At 56.3% G+C, this 15127-nt stretch carries 19 protein-coding genes and 2 tRNA genes; 5 read left to right on the forward strand and 16 right to left on the reverse strand.

The features are described 5' to 3' along the window. The first annotated feature begins 26 nt into the window (after positions 1-26). Positions 27-500 (forward strand): GFA family protein, encoded by a 474-nt coding sequence (locus ACR0JR_RS12800; protein WP_480456467.1) that lies wholly within the window; start codon positions 27-29, stop codon positions 498-500. 76 nt (positions 501-576) lie between these two features. Here ACR0JR_RS12800 and ACR0JR_RS12805 read toward each other — a convergent pair whose 3' ends face one another. The 3 genes from ACR0JR_RS12805 to hisF form a co-directional block, all read right to left on the reverse strand. Next, positions 577-1143 (reverse strand): hypothetical protein, encoded by a 567-nt coding sequence (locus tag ACR0JR_RS12805; RefSeq protein WP_480456468.1) that lies wholly within the window; start codon positions 1141-1143, stop codon positions 577-579. A 69-nt stretch (positions 1144-1212) separates the two neighbouring features. Then, positions 1213-1530, reverse strand: coding sequence for a phosphoribosyl-ATP diphosphatase (locus ACR0JR_RS12810; protein WP_480456470.1), 318 nt, complete (start codon positions 1528-1530; stop codon positions 1213-1215). Further along, positions 1527-2288, reverse strand: a complete 762-nt coding sequence (gene hisF / locus ACR0JR_RS12815) for an imidazole glycerol phosphate synthase subunit HisF (RefSeq protein ID WP_480456471.1) — start codon at positions 2286-2288, stop codon at positions 1527-1529. Before hisF ends, ACR0JR_RS12810 begins: the two co-directional genes overlap by 4 nt. A 120-nt stretch (positions 2289-2408) precedes the next feature. On the opposite strand from hisF, the gene ACR0JR_RS12820 reads away from it, so the two are divergent. Beyond that, a complete protein-coding gene (locus ACR0JR_RS12820; protein WP_480456472.1) occupies positions 2409-2855 on the forward strand; it encodes a DUF302 domain-containing protein in 447 nt (148 codons plus the stop codon). A 12-nt stretch (positions 2856-2867) separates the two neighbouring features. Here the strand turns inward: ACR0JR_RS12820 and ACR0JR_RS12825 are convergent, their stop codons facing one another. Together ACR0JR_RS12825 and hisA are read right to left on the reverse strand one after the other, a co-directional pair. Beyond that, positions 2868-3332 (reverse strand): DUF2867 domain-containing protein, encoded by a 465-nt coding sequence (locus tag ACR0JR_RS12825; RefSeq protein ID WP_319546725.1) that lies wholly within the window; start codon positions 3330-3332, stop codon positions 2868-2870. A 4-nt stretch (positions 3333-3336) separates the two neighbouring features. Then, positions 3337-4059, reverse strand: a complete 723-nt coding sequence (gene hisA / locus ACR0JR_RS12830) for a 1-(5-phosphoribosyl)-5-[(5-phosphoribosylamino)methylideneamino]imidazole-4-carboxamide isomerase (protein WP_480456473.1) — start codon at positions 4057-4059, stop codon at positions 3337-3339. 133 nt (positions 4060-4192) lie between these two features. On the opposite strand from hisA, the gene ACR0JR_RS12835 reads away from it, so the two are divergent. Beyond that, complete coding sequence (locus ACR0JR_RS12835; RefSeq protein ID WP_010442615.1) at positions 4193-4594, forward strand: DUF2147 domain-containing protein; 402 nt, start codon at positions 4193-4195, stop codon at positions 4592-4594. Positions 4595-4598: 4 nt separating this feature from the next. Here the strand turns inward: ACR0JR_RS12835 and hisH are convergent, their stop codons facing one another. After that, entirely contained in the window at positions 4599-5237 is a 639-nt protein-coding gene (gene hisH, locus ACR0JR_RS12840; RefSeq protein ID WP_480456476.1) for an imidazole glycerol phosphate synthase subunit HisH, read from the reverse strand. Then, a complete protein-coding gene (gene hisB, locus ACR0JR_RS12845) occupies positions 5238-5825 on the reverse strand; it encodes an imidazoleglycerol-phosphate dehydratase HisB (protein ID WP_480456477.1) in 588 nt (195 codons plus the stop codon). 154 nt (positions 5826-5979) lie between these two features. Between hisB and ACR0JR_RS12850 the strand changes: the two genes are divergently transcribed. After that, positions 5980-6219: an Lrp/AsnC ligand binding domain-containing protein gene (locus ACR0JR_RS12850; protein WP_480456479.1), complete on the forward strand. Its 240-nt coding sequence runs from the start codon at positions 5980-5982 to the stop codon at positions 6217-6219. Here the strand turns inward: ACR0JR_RS12850 and ACR0JR_RS12855 are convergent. The 6 genes from ACR0JR_RS12855 to ACR0JR_RS12880 all read right to left on the reverse strand — a co-directional run bounded on the left by ACR0JR_RS12855 (position 6216) and on the right by ACR0JR_RS12880 (position 8701). Beyond that, complete coding sequence (locus ACR0JR_RS12855; protein WP_480456528.1) at positions 6216-6467, reverse strand: GNAT family N-acetyltransferase; 252 nt, start codon at positions 6465-6467, stop codon at positions 6216-6218. The two genes, ACR0JR_RS12850 and ACR0JR_RS12855, sit on opposite strands and share 4 nt — an antisense overlap. A 93-nt stretch (positions 6468-6560) precedes the next feature. Beyond that, on the reverse strand, positions 6561-6878 hold the full coding sequence (locus ACR0JR_RS12860) for a hypothetical protein (RefSeq protein WP_480456480.1): 318 nt from the start codon (positions 6876-6878) through the stop codon (positions 6561-6563). Further along, the gene (locus tag ACR0JR_RS12865) at positions 6860-7081 is read right to left on the reverse strand and encodes a hypothetical protein (RefSeq protein WP_480456481.1); all 222 of its coding nucleotides are present in this window, start codon (positions 7079-7081) and stop codon (positions 6860-6862) included. The genes ACR0JR_RS12860 and ACR0JR_RS12865 overlap by 19 nt, the downstream gene beginning before the upstream one ends. A 106-nt stretch (positions 7082-7187) precedes the next feature. Then, a complete protein-coding gene (locus ACR0JR_RS12870) occupies positions 7188-8405 on the reverse strand; it encodes a RidA family protein (protein ID WP_480456482.1) in 1218 nt (405 codons plus the stop codon). Between the two features lie 112 nt (positions 8406-8517). Then, a tRNA-Gly gene (locus tag ACR0JR_RS12875) sits at positions 8518-8592 on the reverse strand. 34 nt (positions 8593-8626) lie between these two features. Beyond that, a tRNA-Gly gene (locus ACR0JR_RS12880) sits at positions 8627-8701 on the reverse strand. Positions 8702-8784: 83 nt separating this feature from the next. Between ACR0JR_RS12880 and ACR0JR_RS12885 the strand changes: the two genes are divergently transcribed. Next, positions 8785-9003, forward strand: a complete 219-nt coding sequence (locus tag ACR0JR_RS12885) for a hypothetical protein (protein ID WP_480456483.1) — start codon at positions 8785-8787, stop codon at positions 9001-9003. A gap of 15 nt (positions 9004-9018) precedes the next feature. On the opposite strand, the gene ACR0JR_RS12890 is transcribed toward ACR0JR_RS12885, so the two are convergent. The 3 genes from ACR0JR_RS12890 to ACR0JR_RS12900 form a co-directional block, all read right to left on the reverse strand. Next, positions 9019-9402, reverse strand: coding sequence for an MAPEG family protein (locus ACR0JR_RS12890; protein ID WP_480456484.1), 384 nt, complete (start codon positions 9400-9402; stop codon positions 9019-9021). Between the two features lie 71 nt (positions 9403-9473). After that, positions 9474-12911: a pyruvate carboxylase gene (locus ACR0JR_RS12895; protein ID WP_480456485.1), complete on the reverse strand. Its 3438-nt coding sequence runs from the start codon at positions 12909-12911 to the stop codon at positions 9474-9476. Between the two features lie 324 nt (positions 12912-13235). Beyond that, positions 13236-15026, reverse strand: a complete 1791-nt coding sequence (locus tag ACR0JR_RS12900) for a sensor domain-containing diguanylate cyclase (RefSeq protein ID WP_480456486.1) — start codon at positions 15024-15026, stop codon at positions 13236-13238. Positions 15027-15127 lie beyond the last annotated feature (101 nt).

A 15127-nucleotide genomic window follows, 5' to 3' on the forward strand; every position in this document is an offset into this window, starting at 1 on the left:
CTGATCCCTGCAGAGGGGCTTGTGAAATGGAAAGTGAGCTAAGAACAATGTCAATTCTAGAACCTCCATTTGAAGGTGCTTGCGTATGTGGTGCGGTGCGCGTTCGTGTGACGGCAGCCCCCCTGTTAACCGTTGCGTGCCACTGCCGGGATTGCCAAAAATTCAGTGCGAGCGCTTTTTCTCTTACCACCATGTTCCCAAGCGATAGTTTCTCCTATGACGGTGAACTGGTTCTGGGTGGTCTTGGATCGGTCGAACGCGCGCATTATTTCTGCAAATCGTGTCTGAACTTCATCTACTCTCAGCTCAAAGGAGCACCGGAACGGGTCAACCTGCGGACGTCGATCTTAGATCAAGCAGCTTCATTCGAGCCATTTCTCGAAGTGATGACAGAGGCGAAGATGCCTTGGGTGGATGTTCCTGCTGTTCACAGCTACTCCCGATTTCCGGAGACACCGGAAGAGCTGCAATCGCTAATGCGCGACTATTCAAAACGCTGAATTCTGGTGCAGACAGACTGAACCGTGACGGGCTTTCGAGGTCGAACACATCGGAGCCTGATGATGCACAACGGGTTCAGTTCAAAGCCAATGGGGTCAGTTGCCCGACTTGTTCCTGACGACGCTTTTCCAGAACCACTTCGCGTGGAACCCACTCGTAACGGGTATCCTCAACTAGGGGCGACCAGAATAGCACTCCACCATAGCGCCAGGGGTCCAGGACGACGCCATCATACATGCTCTCGCCTTTGCGGCTGATAATGGCAGTGCTGTGGTCGATGCGGAACGGGTTATCCGCATTGGCAATAGCGCGGTGCATCTCGAGCGTACGGAATTGTTCCTGATCCAGTCGCCGCTCGATATCCTCGGCCCAATGCCAGCACAAGCCGCGCGGGCGCAGGCCTTTGTTGACCTTGGCATTGTGGATCAGCGGAGGGTCTGTGATTTTGTATTCCTGCACCAGCTGAGCAGTATAGGCATGGGCGATGCGGGCGGCGCGGGTGGCTTCTTCCGGGTCGATATCGGGACCGAGGCTTTGGATCTCGGCGGCAAGCCGCTGGACCTCATCTCCAGAGGAAGGGGGAGGGGTGGCGCAGGCCGTGAGGGTGGCAAGTGCTGCTGCGAACACCAAAGCTCTGATCATCTGCGCGCCCTTTGCCTCAATGCACCCGAACCCGGAGTATAGCGGGCCGGGTAATTGCACGAAACCCGCTTAGCCTTTTGGCCGGGATGCCTTTTCAGTGATGCCACTGGTGCCCTGGCGTTGAGCCAGTTCGGCCAACACATCGTCCAGTTCTACATCGCGCGTGGCGAGCATGACTAGCAAGTGGTAAAGCACATCCGCCGCCTCAGAGGTCAGCTTTTCTTTGTCGCCTTTGGCTGCCTCAATGATCGCTTCGATAGCCTCTTCACCAAATTTCTCAGCACATTTCTCAGGGCCTTTGGACAACAGCTTGGCGGTCCAGCTGCTGTCAGGATCCGCCCCTTTGCGGGCCTCAATGGTTGCGGCCAGATCGTGTAGAATACTCATGTCAGCCTCATTGGAATGCCGGCGGCGGCCATATGTTCTTTGGCCTCTTGGATGGTGTATTCGCCGAAATGGAAGATCGAGGCCGCCAGAACGGCGCTGGCCCCACCTTTGGTGACGCCTTCGACCAGATGGTCCAGATTGCCTACGCCACCACTTGCGATCACGGGCACATCGACGGCTTCTGAAATCGCGCGGGTCAGGGGCAGGTTGAATCCGGCCTTGGTGCCATCGCGATCCATCGAGGTCAGCAGGATCTCTCCCGCGCCTTTGGCGACAACGGTCTTGGCGAACTCAACCGCGTCGATACCGGTGGGCTTGCGCCCACCGTGGGTGAAAATCCCCCACTTGCCGGGGCTAACGGTTTTGGCGTCGATGGCGCAGACGATACACTGACTGCCGAACTGGTCCGCCGCCTCAGCAATCACATCCGGGTTGGCCACAGCGGCCGAGTTAAAGCTGACCTTATCCGCTCCTGCCAACAGCAGGGCACGTACATCATCCTTGGTGCGAACTCCGCCACCCACGGTCAGGGGGACAAAGCATTGTTCTGCCGTGCGTTGGACGACATCAAACATGGTGCCGCGATTTTCGTGGGTTGCATGGATGTCGAGAAAGCAGATTTCGTCGGCTCCAGCAGCATCATAGGCCTTGGCGGACTCCACCGGATCACCCGCATCGCGTAGGCCCACGAAATTCACACCTTTGACCACGCGGCCATCAGCGACATCCAGACAGGGAATGATACGGGTTTTCAGCATTGGGTATCCTCTGTTGCTGGCACCTCTACCGGCAAAGCCTCGCCGATGCCAGACTTGTGATTGTGATCTACCGAGAAGCCATGGAAATTAGAGATGAAATTCATGAAAAGGATTATCCAGATGCGACATCTTATTTTGGCTTCAATAATCACATTCGGAGGCACCCTGTCCGCCATGGCTGACGACATCATCAAAGTACAAACCAATAAAACAGTGGCCGAGGCGCTGGACGCCCTCGAAGCTGCGGTAGGCAATGCAGGCGCGACTGTATTTGCCCGTATCGATCACGCGGCTGGGGCAGAAAAGGTCGGTACTCCGATTGCAGCCAATCAGGTGCTTATCTTCGGCAACCCAGCACTGGGCACGCCTGCGATGCTGATCGATCCGCGCGCCGGGTTATTTCTGCCTCTGAAGGTGCAGGCTTATGAGGATGCGAATGGTCAGGTATGGCTGGCTTATGAAGACCCAAAGGAGACCATGGATGAACTCGATGAGGTCGAAAAGTCACCGGTCATCGAAAAGATGCGTGGCGCATTGAAAAAGCTGACCACAGCCGCAGCGGGCTAATATGGCTTCGTGTCAGGCGCTTGCGCGGCTCACCCGTGCAAGCGCGTTGCGCGCAATCAGGATGTGGAAAGGCAAAATAATCGCCAGATATAGTCGCCCACCCAGATTGTGTCGATGAACCCAGGTCGCGAGGGAAATACGACCGTCTTCGGAAAAGACAGACACTCGGAAATCGAGGTGACGGTCATCGAAGCCAGCGATCACCTCGCTCGCGTCATCGTGCTCAACCGGAAAAATACCCACCTTATCAGTTGCTTCTGGCCCTGTATTATCAAGCCCAAACGGGGCGACCAGGATGCCGCGCAGTCGAACCAACATTTTGGCCCAAGCAGGGAAACTGGTGATAATCTCTGCCGCCTGACGCGGCGAAAGATCAGAAACCACGCTGAAACAATCCAGAAAATCGCCATCTTCCAGCCGGCTATGCAGCAGACTCTTGGTTGGCAGTTCGGATCGCTTCACGCGTGATTTGAGCATCGGACTATTCTCTGAGTGTTGTCAGAGCCTCTTTCAGATCGATGGCGCCATCGTAAAGCGCGCGCCCTGAGATCGCACCATTCAAATCTGCGCCACAATCGCGCAGGGCGATCAGGTCGGAAATAGAAGACACACCACCCGAGGCAATGACCGGGATGTCGACAGCTTTGGCTAGGTCAGCAGTGGCTTCGATATTTGGTCCCTGCATCGCACCATCCCGGTTGATGTCGGTGTAGATGATTGCAGCGACGCCAGCATCCTCGAAACTGCGCGCCAGATCGGTGACCTGAACATTGGTCTCTTCAGCCCATCCTTTGGTGGCAACCATGCCGTTGCGGGCGTCGATTCCGACGGCGACTTTGCCAGGGAAGGCTTTGGCTGCTTCGCGCACCAGATCGGGGTTCTCGACCGCGACAGTGCCCAGAATCACTCGCGCCAGGCCTTTCTCGATCCAGGCCTCGATTGTTGCCATGTCACGAATGCCGCCACCTAACTGAACTGGAACATTGCACTCCCTCAGAGTAGCTTCAACCGGGGCTGCGTTTACCGGCTCACCGGCAAAAGCACCGTTCAAGTCAACCAGGTGCAGCCATTCACAGCCGGCTTCTACAAAGGCGCGGGCTTGCGCGGCGGGGTCTTCATTAAAGACCGTTGCCTTGTCCATTTCACCGCGCAGCAATCGCACAGCATTGCCGTCTTTGAGGTCGATAGCGGGGTAGAGGATCATGTCAGGCGGCCCTATATCTTTGTTACACGCGCGGGATATCGCACAGGCGGGGCAAGGGCGCAACGCGACGCAAAGTCAATCTTGCCCGGTACCGACCGGCGGGTCAGACTGTCTGCAAAACAGGGAGACAACAATGAAGACATATACTCTTGCAGCTATATTCGCTGCGATGGCCACAACCGCCTTTGCCGCCGATCCGGTGGACGGTTTGTGGAAGACTGCCCCAGGAGATACGGGCGGTTATCTGCATGTGACGATATCCGAATGCGGCAGTGCCATTTGCGGTACCATCGACAGCGCGTTTGACGCTGAAGGCAATCAGCAACTGGAGTACGAGAACCTTGGGAAGCAGATCATCTGGGACATGGTGCCAGATGGTGCCGGTGCCTATAGCGGCGGCAAAATTTGGGCACCGGATCGCGATAAGACCTACAACTCAAAAATGTCGCTGAACGGGCAGAACAAACTGACGGTGAAAGGCTGTGTCGCGGGTGGTTTGATCTGCCGTGGACAGGATTGGACCCGAGTTCAATAACCGATCACGGAGTCCAGGTCAGGAAATTCCCGATCATGCGCAGGCCTACGTCCTGGCTTTTCTCAGGGTGAAACTGCATCCCGACCATGGTGTCACGGCCAATCACGGCCGTGACCTCTTGCCCATAATTCACATATGCCAATCTTTGGACCGGATCGGTCACCCGAAAGTGGTAGGAGTGGACAAAATAGGTGTGATCACCTGATTTCACCCCGTCAAAAACCGGGTGGTCGCTTTCCAAAACCAAATCGTTCCAGCCCATATGCGGAACCTTCAGGGTACTGTCCGAGGGTTCGATCTTCACGACATCACCGGCAACCCAACCCAGACCGTCGGTCTCGGAGTATTCGTGCCCCTTGGTCGCCATCAACTGCATACCAACGCAGATGCCCAGAAACGGTCGGCCCTTCTGTTCGACCGCCTCGACCATCGCGTCATAGATGCCCTTGTGGCCGCGCAACTCGGTGGCGCAAGCCGGAAAGGCTCCATCTCCCGGTAGGACCAATCGATCCGCGCGCGCAACAACGTCAGCGTCCGAGGTCACGACGACTTCGCCAGCATCCTGCTCGCGCGCCATGCGTTGAAACGCCTTCTCTGCCGAGTGCAGGTTCCCGCTCTCGTAGTCGATGATGGCTGTCAGCATCTACAATGCGCCCTTGGTCGAGGGAATCGCATCCGCCTTGCGCGGATCGGTCTCGACCGCATTACGCAAAGCGCGGGCGACTGCCTTGAAGGCGGCCTCGGCAATGTGGTGGCTGTTGAAGCCGTGTAATTGGTCGACATGCAGGGTTATGCCGCCATGGGTACTGAGCGCTTGAAAGAACTCGCGCACCAACTCTGTATCGAACGTACCGATATTGGATGTCGGCAGGTCCACATTCCAGATCAGGAAAGGGCGGGCGGACAGGTCCAGCGCACAACGCACCTGTGCATCATCCATGGGCAGGTGACATTCGCCATAGCGGCGAATACCCTTCTTGTCCCCTAATGCCTGCGTCAGCGCCTGACCCAGAGCAATCCCGGTATCCTCCACCGTGTGGTGGTCGTCGATGTGGTAATCACCCTTGGCGCGGATCGTCATGTCGATCAGCGAATGGCGCGCCAGTTGGTCCAGCATGTGGTCGAAGAACCCAACACCAGTCTGGTTGTCATACTGGCCGGTGCCGTCCAGATTGACCTCGACCGAGATCTCGGTTTCGGCGGTCTGACGGCTGATCTTAGCGCTGCGCATGGGCGAATTCCTTTTGCTTCTGGGGCGCTTATAGACCCGGAAGAGCAGCCTATCCAGACCGCTTTGAGCCTTCGGTGCAAACTGTTGCTGGGGATTGCACCCGGGCGCGGCCCGTGCCAGCCTGCGGTGAACACGAACCAACAAGGCCCGGCCCATGTCCACCTGCGTTTTTATCCAGATCCGCTGTAAACCCGGCACCACCTACAAGGTAGCCGAAGAGATTGCCCTCCGCGAAATCCACTCGGAACTGTATTCCACCAGCGGCGAATATGACTTGCTGCTGAAACTTTACATCCCCGAAAACGATGATGTGGGTCATTACATCAACGAAAACCTGCTGGTGATTCCCAATATTGAACGCTCGCTAACCACGATGACGTTCAAGGCTTTCTAGCCCAGTTCAAACGTCGTCACGCCGAAGATTCGGTTCAGGTCAGTCTCGGGTTCGTGGTCGGAATACATCCGCGCGGTCTCAAAGACCTTCTCCAGCCCAAGCTCTTCGGCCAACGCGAACGCCGATACATTGGGCTGTGGCATATCGATGAACACTTCGTGCGCGTTGTGATCCTCGGGAATCGACGGGAGAACAGCGGCCAGCAACGCCCTCGCGATTTCTTTAGTGTCTGCAAATAGGGTGCCGATCTAATAACCCGTTAGACAAGGGCGCAGTGTTGCATAGCCCCTGATCCTGCCGTTCTCGGCGTAAAGCTTTGAAACGTGGCTGAAAGCACCAAATCAGCTTTCCAGAAACAGAGCGCGTGGTGCGGGGAACAGAACGCGATCATATACCTTCAATTCATCAAACGCTTGTTTCAGATCCGATATATGGCTGTTCGGCTCACTCTCTAGCTTGGCCAGAATCTGGTGTTTTGTCCCTGCGAAACGATAGTTGTTATAAGCAAAAGAAAAGCCAGACTTACGATAGTTATCCTGCTGTTCGACCACGCCATCCAGACCCATGTTTCGGCCCGTGCAATGGCTCAGCGCATGCTGTGCGATTTCAAGCCCGTGGCCGTGGTGCCTGAACTCGGGCTTTACGATGCAGAAGCCCAAAACGAAAATGTGTCGTCGTAATTCACAGCCGAAACAGATGAGATCATCTCACCATCCAAAAGCCCGCCCAAAAACCCATTAGGGTCTGTTGGGCGAAAGCACTCGGCATCATGCACACCCGGGTTCCAACCTTCGCGCCCGGCCCAATCCACGGCGTGCTGAACCTCGGCTATGGTGAGAGGGCGTATGTCATAGCGCGGCATGGTCAGGTCCCTGTCTTATGGCTGTATTGGTCAGAGTGGCCCAGCCCGCCGAAAAGAACCAGCCCCTTGCTGGCTCGGCGTGAGCGCGGGTCCAGAGCAGCACTGCTTAATCCAAAATTGCGATCGCTTCGATTTCGATCATCATTCCTTCATAGATAAGCGCGGGCACGGGTATGCCAGTCGTAGCAGGCCCCGGCGCCGTGTAAGAATTCGAGCGTATCAGCAGGTTTTCATGCAGCGCTTCCGCTGAAGCACTTCCCTGATAGAAGGTCGTGACTTTTACGACGTCGTCCAGTGTCGCACCAAACTCGGCTAGAACTTTGGATAGGTTATCCATTGCGATCTTGGTTTGCGCGACCATATCTCCGGGCTTAAGGACTTGCGCCTGATGATCCAGGGCTACTTGCCCGCCAATGTGGATGACATTGCCACACCTGTTACCCTGTTTGTACGGAAGCGGTGTGGTCCAATTCCAATGCCCGTCTGGCCATGCAAAATTTTTGGGCTCATCAGTCGCCGACGTGCAAATCGCCGTTGCTGCTATTTTGGTCGTCAATCCTTCGTGCGCAAAGTTGGGAACCGGGATCCCCGTCGCTGCAGGTCCGGGATCGGAGAAATACGAAGCTCTTAGACTTGCGGCTTTCTTCCAGCTACTGCCATGTAGATCATCTGGATAAAATGTGTTGAGCTTGACGATGTCGTGCAAGTCCGCGTCGACCGTCGACAGCGCCCGCTTCAAACGCTCCATGGTTTTGGCAGTTTGCGCTGGAATATTGTCTGGGGCCTCAACCGTTCCATGTGGTGTCAGGGCAGACATCTCGCTGGTAAAAACCATATCCTCGGAACGAACCACATGTGTAAACCCGTCTGGCAAATACGGCATGTCCTCAAGTCGATGGCATTGTTTTGGTATTCTGGCGCCGTCTGGACGCCGCATGGCAACGCCTTCGATTTCTGTGAGCATGTCCGGATAACATAGCTCTGGCATGTTGATCATGCTGATCACGGGGCGGGCCGTGTCGCCAATGATCTGGCTTAGAAGCTCCTGTAAGTGGCCTTCGTCATTCGCATCCCCTACGTAATAGACGACCAAGCGCACCAGATCATCGAAATCGACACCCAAATCAGAGAACAGGTTGGCCATATAGGCCATAGAGTTTCTGCATTGCGCTGTCAGATCGCCAATGTTGCGCACATTGCCTTGCGCATCCAGATCGACTTGCCCGCCAGTGAAAATCATGTCCCCGGCACGGACGGCGTGGTGATGAGTCAATTTGACGGGCCAATCCCAATGCCCGTCAGGAAAACTGTATCGTCTGGTCAATCCATCCTCCGCGCCTGATTTGGCAACTGTTGGATGGAAGCCAATATGATGTCAAAACAGAAACGAGTTCCGTAAAGCACCACATTCAAACAGGTGTTGAAGGTCTGGTATCTGGAGCGGGCGAGGCGATTCGAACGCCCGACCCTAACCTTGGCAAGGTTATGCTCTACCCCTGAGCTACGCCCGCATCAGATACTTATGTCGGTCCAAAGACCTCTCAATGGAGCGGGCGAGGCGATTCGAACGCCCGACCCTAACCTTGGCAAGGTTATGCTCTACCCCTGAGCTACGCCCGCGCCGTTGAGTGAGGAGGGATGTATAAATTCCCACACGTGGCTGCAAGAGGAAAATGGGGCCGTTGGAAAATTATTTCGACGGAATGCCTGCCCCTCACGCGTTCAAGAGCAAATGGAAAGCAAAGCAAGCTGCGCGGGAAGGTGTTACGATGATCAATGTCTCAGATTTGAAAGCCATAGCGTTGGGTGTCATGATCATTCTTGTGATCATGGTTTCGAAATTTGACAGCGAGCGCATGGAATCTGAGGTCTCGCACCGATTTAGCGGCGCTCAGCCTGGTTGGTACGCTCCTATCGGATAACAGCGATCAGGTGCTTCAAAGCGCCAGAATAAGACCCGCGCTGGCCGCGACCAAAATCGCCGAGAATGTCAGTAACATTCCGATCTGTCGCATAATGATTGTTTGTGGCGTCTTTCCGAAGCCGTAGGCGTGCGACAGCCGTCCGGCCAGCAACATCAGACCCAGCAGATTAACAAGCCATGCTTCAGCGCCCTGCAACTCAACCATGGCGATCAGCAGCAATGCGAAAGGAGCATATTCGGCACAGTTGGCCTGCGTCCGCATGGCTTTGATCATGGCCTTGTCGCCGTGATCTCCGACCGAGATTTTGCCTTTGCGACGCTGCAGGATGACGTTCACGCTGAGCGCAATGAACAGAAATGCAATCAGTGCAGCGTAGATCGGGGTGATGGACAGCATGACAGCTCCTGATATTGAAAAGGCCGCGCAGAGAACTGCGCGGCCCTGTATGCCTTTATGTGATAACTGGCTTATTCCAGTTCGACCAGCAGGTCCTTGGCGTCAATCTGGCCACCGGGTTGGACGTGGACGGCCTTGACCGTTGCGTCTCGCTCGGCGTGGATGCCGGTTTCCATCTTCATCGCTTCGATGGTCAGCAGCAGATCGCCTTCGTGTACTTCTTGACCTGCCGAGACGGCAACGGTGGCCACGACGCCCGGCATCGGCGCGCCAATATGGTCGGGATTCCCAACTTCGGCTTTGGGCCGCTGCGCAGTAGTGGCTTTGACCATCCGGTTCGGCACGCGGATCACACGTGGTTGGCCATTGAGTTCAAAGAACACGCGCACTTCGCCGTTTTCGTCGGTCTCGCCGATGGCCTGACAGCGAATTTCCAGCGTTTTGCCGGGGTCAATCTCGGCAGTAATTTCTTCGCCGGGTTCCATGCCATAGAAGAAGGTGCGCGTGGGCAGGGTACGGACCGGGCCATAGGTCCGGTGGCGGCCCATGTAATCCAGGAACACCTTGGGATACATCAGATAGCCGTTCAGGTCCTCGTCATCGACCTCTTTGCCCTCAAGCTGTTTGGACAGATCGGCGCGGGTGGCTTCCAGATCGACGGCCTCGACATTTTTGCCGGGGCGTTCCGTATTCGGTACTTCGTCTTTTAGTACCTTGGTGATGATCGTGTTAGGGAACCCGCCCGGAGGTTGACCCAGATTGCCGCGCATCATGTCCACGACCGAGTCAGGGAAGGCGACGTCGGTGGCCGGGTCTTCAACCTGTTCACGTGTCATGTTCTGACTTACCATCATCAGTGCCATGTCACCGACCACTTTGGACGACGGTGTCACCTTGACGATATCACCGAACATCTGGTTCACATCGGCGTACATCTGGGCGACCTCGTGCCAACGCTCCTCTAGACCCAGCGAACGCGCCTGTGCCTTTAGGTTGGTAAACTGACCGCCGGGCATCTCGTGCAGATAGACCTCGGAGGCCGGGGCCTGCAGGCTGGATTCGAAGGCCGCGTATTGGCCACGGACGGCCTCGAAATAGTCGCTGATCTCGCGGATGGCCTTGATGTCCAGCCCGGTGTCACGCTCGGTATGACGCAGCGCCTCGACCACGGTCCCCAATGTTGCTTGGCTGGTGTTGCCGGAGAAGCTGTCCATCGCGCAATCCACCGCGTCCACGCCCGCCTCAGAGGCCGCCAGAATAGTGGCGCTGGCGATACCGGCCGTATCGTGGGTGTGGAAGTGGATCGGCAGGCCGACCTCTTCCTTAAGCGCGCGGATCAAAATGCGTGCCGAGGCTGGTTTCAACAAGCCCGCCATGTCTTTCAGGCCAAGAACATGCGCGCCCGCATCTCGCAGCTCTTTTGCCATACCGACATAATATTTCAGGTCATACTTGGCGCGATCCGGGTCGAGGATATCGCCGGTATAACAGACTGTACCTTCACAGATCTTACCGTTCTCGATCACTGCATCCATGGCGACGCGCATGTTCTCGACCCAGTTCAGCGAGTCGAAAACGCGGAACACGTCGATATTCTGCGAGGCTTGCCGCACGAACTCCTGCACCACATTGTCGGGATAGTTTGTATAGCCAACCCCGTTTGCGCCACGCAGTAACATCTGGGTCATCAGGTTCGGCATTGCCTCGCGCAGGTCGCGCAAACGCTGCCACGGGCATTCCTGCAGAAAGCGATAGGCCACATCAAAAGTCGCGCCACCCCAACATTCAACGCTGAACAACTGGGGGAGGTTCGCCGCATAACTTGGCGCTACCTTGATCATGTCGATCGAGCGCATCCGGGTGGCCAGCAGGGACTGGTGCCCGTCACGCATGGTGGTGTCAGTGATCAGCAGTTGCCGCTGCGCCTTCATCCAGTCGGCAACTGCCTGCGGGCCTTTTTGCTCCATCAGGTTGCGTGTGCCCATTTGGGGCTCGGCCTTGGGCGCGGGGGGCTTGGCCTCTTTCAGATCGGCGCGTGGTTCGGGGCGATCCTTGGTTTCGGGATGCCCGTTCACGGTGATGTCCGCGATATAGTTCAGAACCTTGGTGCCGCGGTCGCGACGCTTCTTGAACTGAAACAAATCCGGTGTCTCATCGATGAACTTGGTCGTGTATTCATTCGACAGGAAGGTCGGGTGCTTCAGCAGGTTCTCGACAAAAGCGATGTTGGTGGAAACGCCACGCACCCGGAATTCGCGCAGGGCGCGGTCCATCCGGGCGATCGCTTTCTCGGGGGTAGGCGCCCAGGCAGTGACCTTAGTCAGCAATGAATCGTAAAACCGCGTGATCACCCCGCCCGCATAAGCGGTGCCGCCGTCCAGACGGATGCCCATGCCGGTGGCCGAGCGATAGGCGGTGATGCGGCCATAGTCGGGGATGAAGTTGTTCAGCGGGTCTTCGGTGGTCACACGGGTTTGCAGGGCGTGACCGTTCAGGCGGATCTCGTCCTGGCTGGATTTGCCGGTAGCCTCGGCCAGCGTCTTGCCCTCGGCAATCAGGATTTGCGCCTGCACGATGTCGATGCCCGTTACCTCTTCGGTGACAGTGTGCTCGACTTGCACGCGCGGATTGACCTCAATGAAGTAGAACTTACCGGTGTTCATATCCATCAGAAATTCAACCGTGCCCGCGCATTCATAGTTCACATGGGCGCAGATGCGGCGACCCAGCTCGCAAATTTCGGCGCGCTGTTCGTCGGTCAGGTAAGGGGCAGGGGCGCGTTCGACGACTTTCTGGTTGCGGCGCTGGACCGAGCAGTCACGTTCATAGAGGTGATAGATCTCGCCATGTTTGTCGCCGAGAATCTGAACCTCGACATGGCGGGCGCGGGTGATCATCTTCTCCAGATAACCCTCGCCATTGCCAAACGCCGCTTCTGCCTCGCGACGTCCTTCCAGAACCTTCTCTTCCAGCTCATCTTCGGACAGGATCGGACGCATTCCGCGCCCGCCGCCGCCCCAGCTGGCTTTCAGCATCAATGGGTACCCAATCTCGGCCGCTTCAGTTTTGATGGCAGCCATGTCGTCGCCCAATACTTCAGTTGCCGGGATAACTGGAACGTCAGCCGCAATCGCCACTTTCCGGGCGCTGGCCTTATCGCCCAATGCGCGCATGGTTTCGGCCTTGGGACCAATAAAGGTAATGCCATTCTGAACACAGGCATCTACGAAATCCGGGTTCTCGGACAGCAAGCCGTAACCGGGATGGATTGCATCCGCGCCACATTCCTTGGCAACTCGGATAATCTCGTCGATCGAAAGATAGGCCGCGACCGGTCCCAGATCCGCACCAATACGATATGCCTCATCCGCCTTAAAACGATGCAGCCCCAACTTGTCTTCCTCGGCAAAAACCGCGACGGTTCGTTTGCCCATCTCGTTGGCAGCGCGCATCACGCGAATGGCAATCTCGCCGCGGTTGGCGATCAGGATTTTCTTGAAGTCTGTCATTGCAGGTCCCGGTCTTTACTAGGTGTGGCCTTGTGAATAGGCGGACAATACAGCCACGTACATATGTAGTTCTGGGTAGAACCGGCATGTTAACGCTCGCAATCGCCGCCTATTGCCGCTTTTCTTTACACGCGCTGCGCCGCAGCATCAAATACTGTATCTATGATGTCAGATTTTCTGTACCCTATGTGCTTAGGGCTGTGGATTTCACTTCTGAAATCCGTCTCAATCCGAGTGATTCGGAAGCGCACAGGGCCAAGATTTCAAGATCAGCGAATTCCTAGACGCCATGCCGGTCGCAAGCAGGCAACGACCGGCATAGGCTTAAGGCTTAGCAAGAGAGGTCGAGGAACCTGAAACCACCGGCCTTTTTCGATCGGCAATGTCCGTGACGGTCTGATTGGATTTTCCAACCTGCACCTGATTGCGACCTTTGTCCTTTGCCGCATACAGCGCATCATCAGCAACACGCATCAGATCCTGCGGCATCACACCGTGGGTCGGATAATGTGCAACCCCAACTGAGATGGTGATGCGCGGCAGTGATTTCTCGCCATACCGAACCGTGATCGCTTCGACCGCCTGCCGGATCTGTTCCGCACGGGTCATCGCATCATCCGGCGTATTGTCCGGTAGGATCAGCATGAATTCCTCGCCGCCGATCCGGCAGGCCACTTCATCCCGATCACACCCAGTTTCAAGGGCCGATCCAACCGCGCGCAGCACCATGTCACCTGCGTCATGTCCATGCGTATCGTTAAACTTTTTGAAATGATCCACGTCCACCGCGATCAGGCTCAGCGGAGAGCCGGTTTGCTGACTGCGACTGATGGCTTTGCGCAGTGTCTCAGTCATGTGGCGGCGATTGAACAATCCGGTCAGCGGATCGCGGACGGACTGGTCATGCAACTGATCCCGCATTCTGACATTCGCGATGGCCATGCTGATTTGCTCTGCACACAGCTGTGCCAGTTTCTTACTGTCATGGAACGCCTCTCCGCTGCCTTCATGAGCGCGCAGATGCAGCAAACCCACTGTCTCGCCATGGGCAAGAATGGGAAAGCAGAAATAGGGCCGTCCGTCATGAGGTTCAGCGTGTTCGCAGACAAAATCGACCTCGGATGCACCGAATTCATAAGTCCGTCCACGTCGCAGACCCCAGCACCCCTCGGGATGAATGTGCGCTTTGTGCGAGCCACCATTCCAGCTGGCACAGCCATCCAGCACATCGCGCGAGTTTGAGTAGACATATACGCTGCCCTCGGCCTCAGGCAGAATGTGGGTCATGAAACGCGATACCATATCGAAGAGCTCATCCAATGACCGGCTGGATTGCAGCCATTCATTCAACTCACCCAGCAGACGCACCTCGCGCGCGAGGCGCAGTTGATCATCCATGAGCTCGCGTTCCTTGTCTGACCTGTTTTTCAGCGACTGGAGCTGATACCGGTTGGTGCGATAGGTCACCAGACTCACCGCACTCAACGCAAACAGGGCAATCCCGCTTAGAATCGCCAGAGAAACCCGCAACCGGTAAATGAATGTACTGCGCAGGTCGGTGAAATCCGTAAAGAACTCGATCGCGCCTATGAAGCGGCCGTTCTTGGTGATCGGCATGAATACCTCGGCCACGTGATGCTGGGTGGTTTTGCTGGTGTTTTCCGTGTGCAGATCAAGCCCGTCAATTTCGGACAAAGGAACAGTTTCCTGAATGTAGTGGGTCATGCCCCGCGCCACGTCACTGCGAAAGAAGTTTCGCGGTTCCGAGGTGCCGATTTCCTCGGGGCGGGTCGACCAGACCACCCGTCCGGACGTGTCGAACAGTTTGAAGCGATAAACATCCGAAGCCTCGGGCATTGTAGAAAGAAACTCGGCATCATGATGATCGATTTGCCCTGTGCGCAGGGCGTTTTCTGGATCCTCTAGATGCAACACGACCCGGCGCTTCCAAAGCTCGGCCTGTTTAAGAATATCGGTTCTGAGCATACGGTCTACGACTGGAGCGGGCAGCGCATAAATGCTCCATCCCGCGGTCGCAGCCAGCGCTATAAGCAGAATGGTGATTCCCGCCCATTTCAGGCGATGGCCAAGCGGTCGCCGATCCTTCAATTTCATATTCCGCACTCCCACTGCATTGAACCAAGCATCATTGCCAAGGTTTGACAGGGGGTTAACGGCGGTGGGTGATTGTTTAGAATTTAACGGATGTGGCGGCA

The sequence above is a fragment of the Ruegeria sp. AA3 genome (assembly GCF_056542905.1).

Bases quoted from the DNA above. Each gene is read 5' to 3' on its own strand.
- ACR0JR_RS12800 (WP_480456467.1), top strand. From the start codon at position 27: ATGGAAAGTGAGCTAAGAACAATGTCAATTCTAGAACCTCCATTTGAA.
- ACR0JR_RS12805 (WP_480456468.1), bottom strand. From the start codon at position 1,143: ATGATCAGAGCTTTGGTGTTCGCAGCAGCACTTGCCACCCTCACGGCC.
- ACR0JR_RS12810 (WP_480456470.1), bottom strand. From the start codon at position 1,530: ATGAGTATTCTACACGATCTGGCCGCAACCATTGAGGCCCGCAAAGGG.
- hisF (WP_480456471.1), bottom strand. From the start codon at position 2,288: ATGCTGAAAACCCGTATCATTCCCTGTCTGGATGTCGCTGATGGCCGC.
- ACR0JR_RS12820 (WP_480456472.1), top strand. From the start codon at position 2,409: ATGCGACATCTTATTTTGGCTTCAATAATCACATTCGGAGGCACCCTG.
- ACR0JR_RS12825 (WP_319546725.1), bottom strand. From the start codon at position 3,332: ATGCTCAAATCACGCGTGAAGCGATCCGAACTGCCAACCAAGAGTCTG.
- hisA (WP_480456473.1), bottom strand. From the start codon at position 4,059: ATGATCCTCTACCCCGCTATCGACCTCAAAGACGGCAATGCTGTGCGA.
- ACR0JR_RS12835 (WP_010442615.1), top strand. From the start codon at position 4,193: ATGAAGACATATACTCTTGCAGCTATATTCGCTGCGATGGCCACAACC.
- hisH (WP_480456476.1), bottom strand. From the start codon at position 5,237: ATGCTGACAGCCATCATCGACTACGAGAGCGGGAACCTGCACTCGGCA.
- hisB (WP_480456477.1), bottom strand. From the start codon at position 5,825: ATGCGCAGCGCTAAGATCAGCCGTCAGACCGCCGAAACCGAGATCTCG.
- ACR0JR_RS12850 (WP_480456479.1), top strand. From the start codon at position 5,980: ATGTCCACCTGCGTTTTTATCCAGATCCGCTGTAAACCCGGCACCACC.
- ACR0JR_RS12865 (WP_480456481.1), bottom strand. From the start codon at position 7,081: ATGCCGCGCTATGACATACGCCCTCTCACCATAGCCGAGGTTCAGCAC.
- ACR0JR_RS12885 (WP_480456483.1), top strand. From the start codon at position 8,785: ATGCCTGCCCCTCACGCGTTCAAGAGCAAATGGAAAGCAAAGCAAGCT.
- ACR0JR_RS12890 (WP_480456484.1), bottom strand. From the start codon at position 9,402: ATGCTGTCCATCACCCCGATCTACGCTGCACTGATTGCATTTCTGTTC.
- ACR0JR_RS12895 (WP_480456485.1), bottom strand. From the start codon at position 12,911: ATGACAGACTTCAAGAAAATCCTGATCGCCAACCGCGGCGAGATTGCC.
- ACR0JR_RS12900 (WP_480456486.1), bottom strand. From the start codon at position 15,026: ATGAAATTGAAGGATCGGCGACCGCTTGGCCATCGCCTGAAATGGGCG.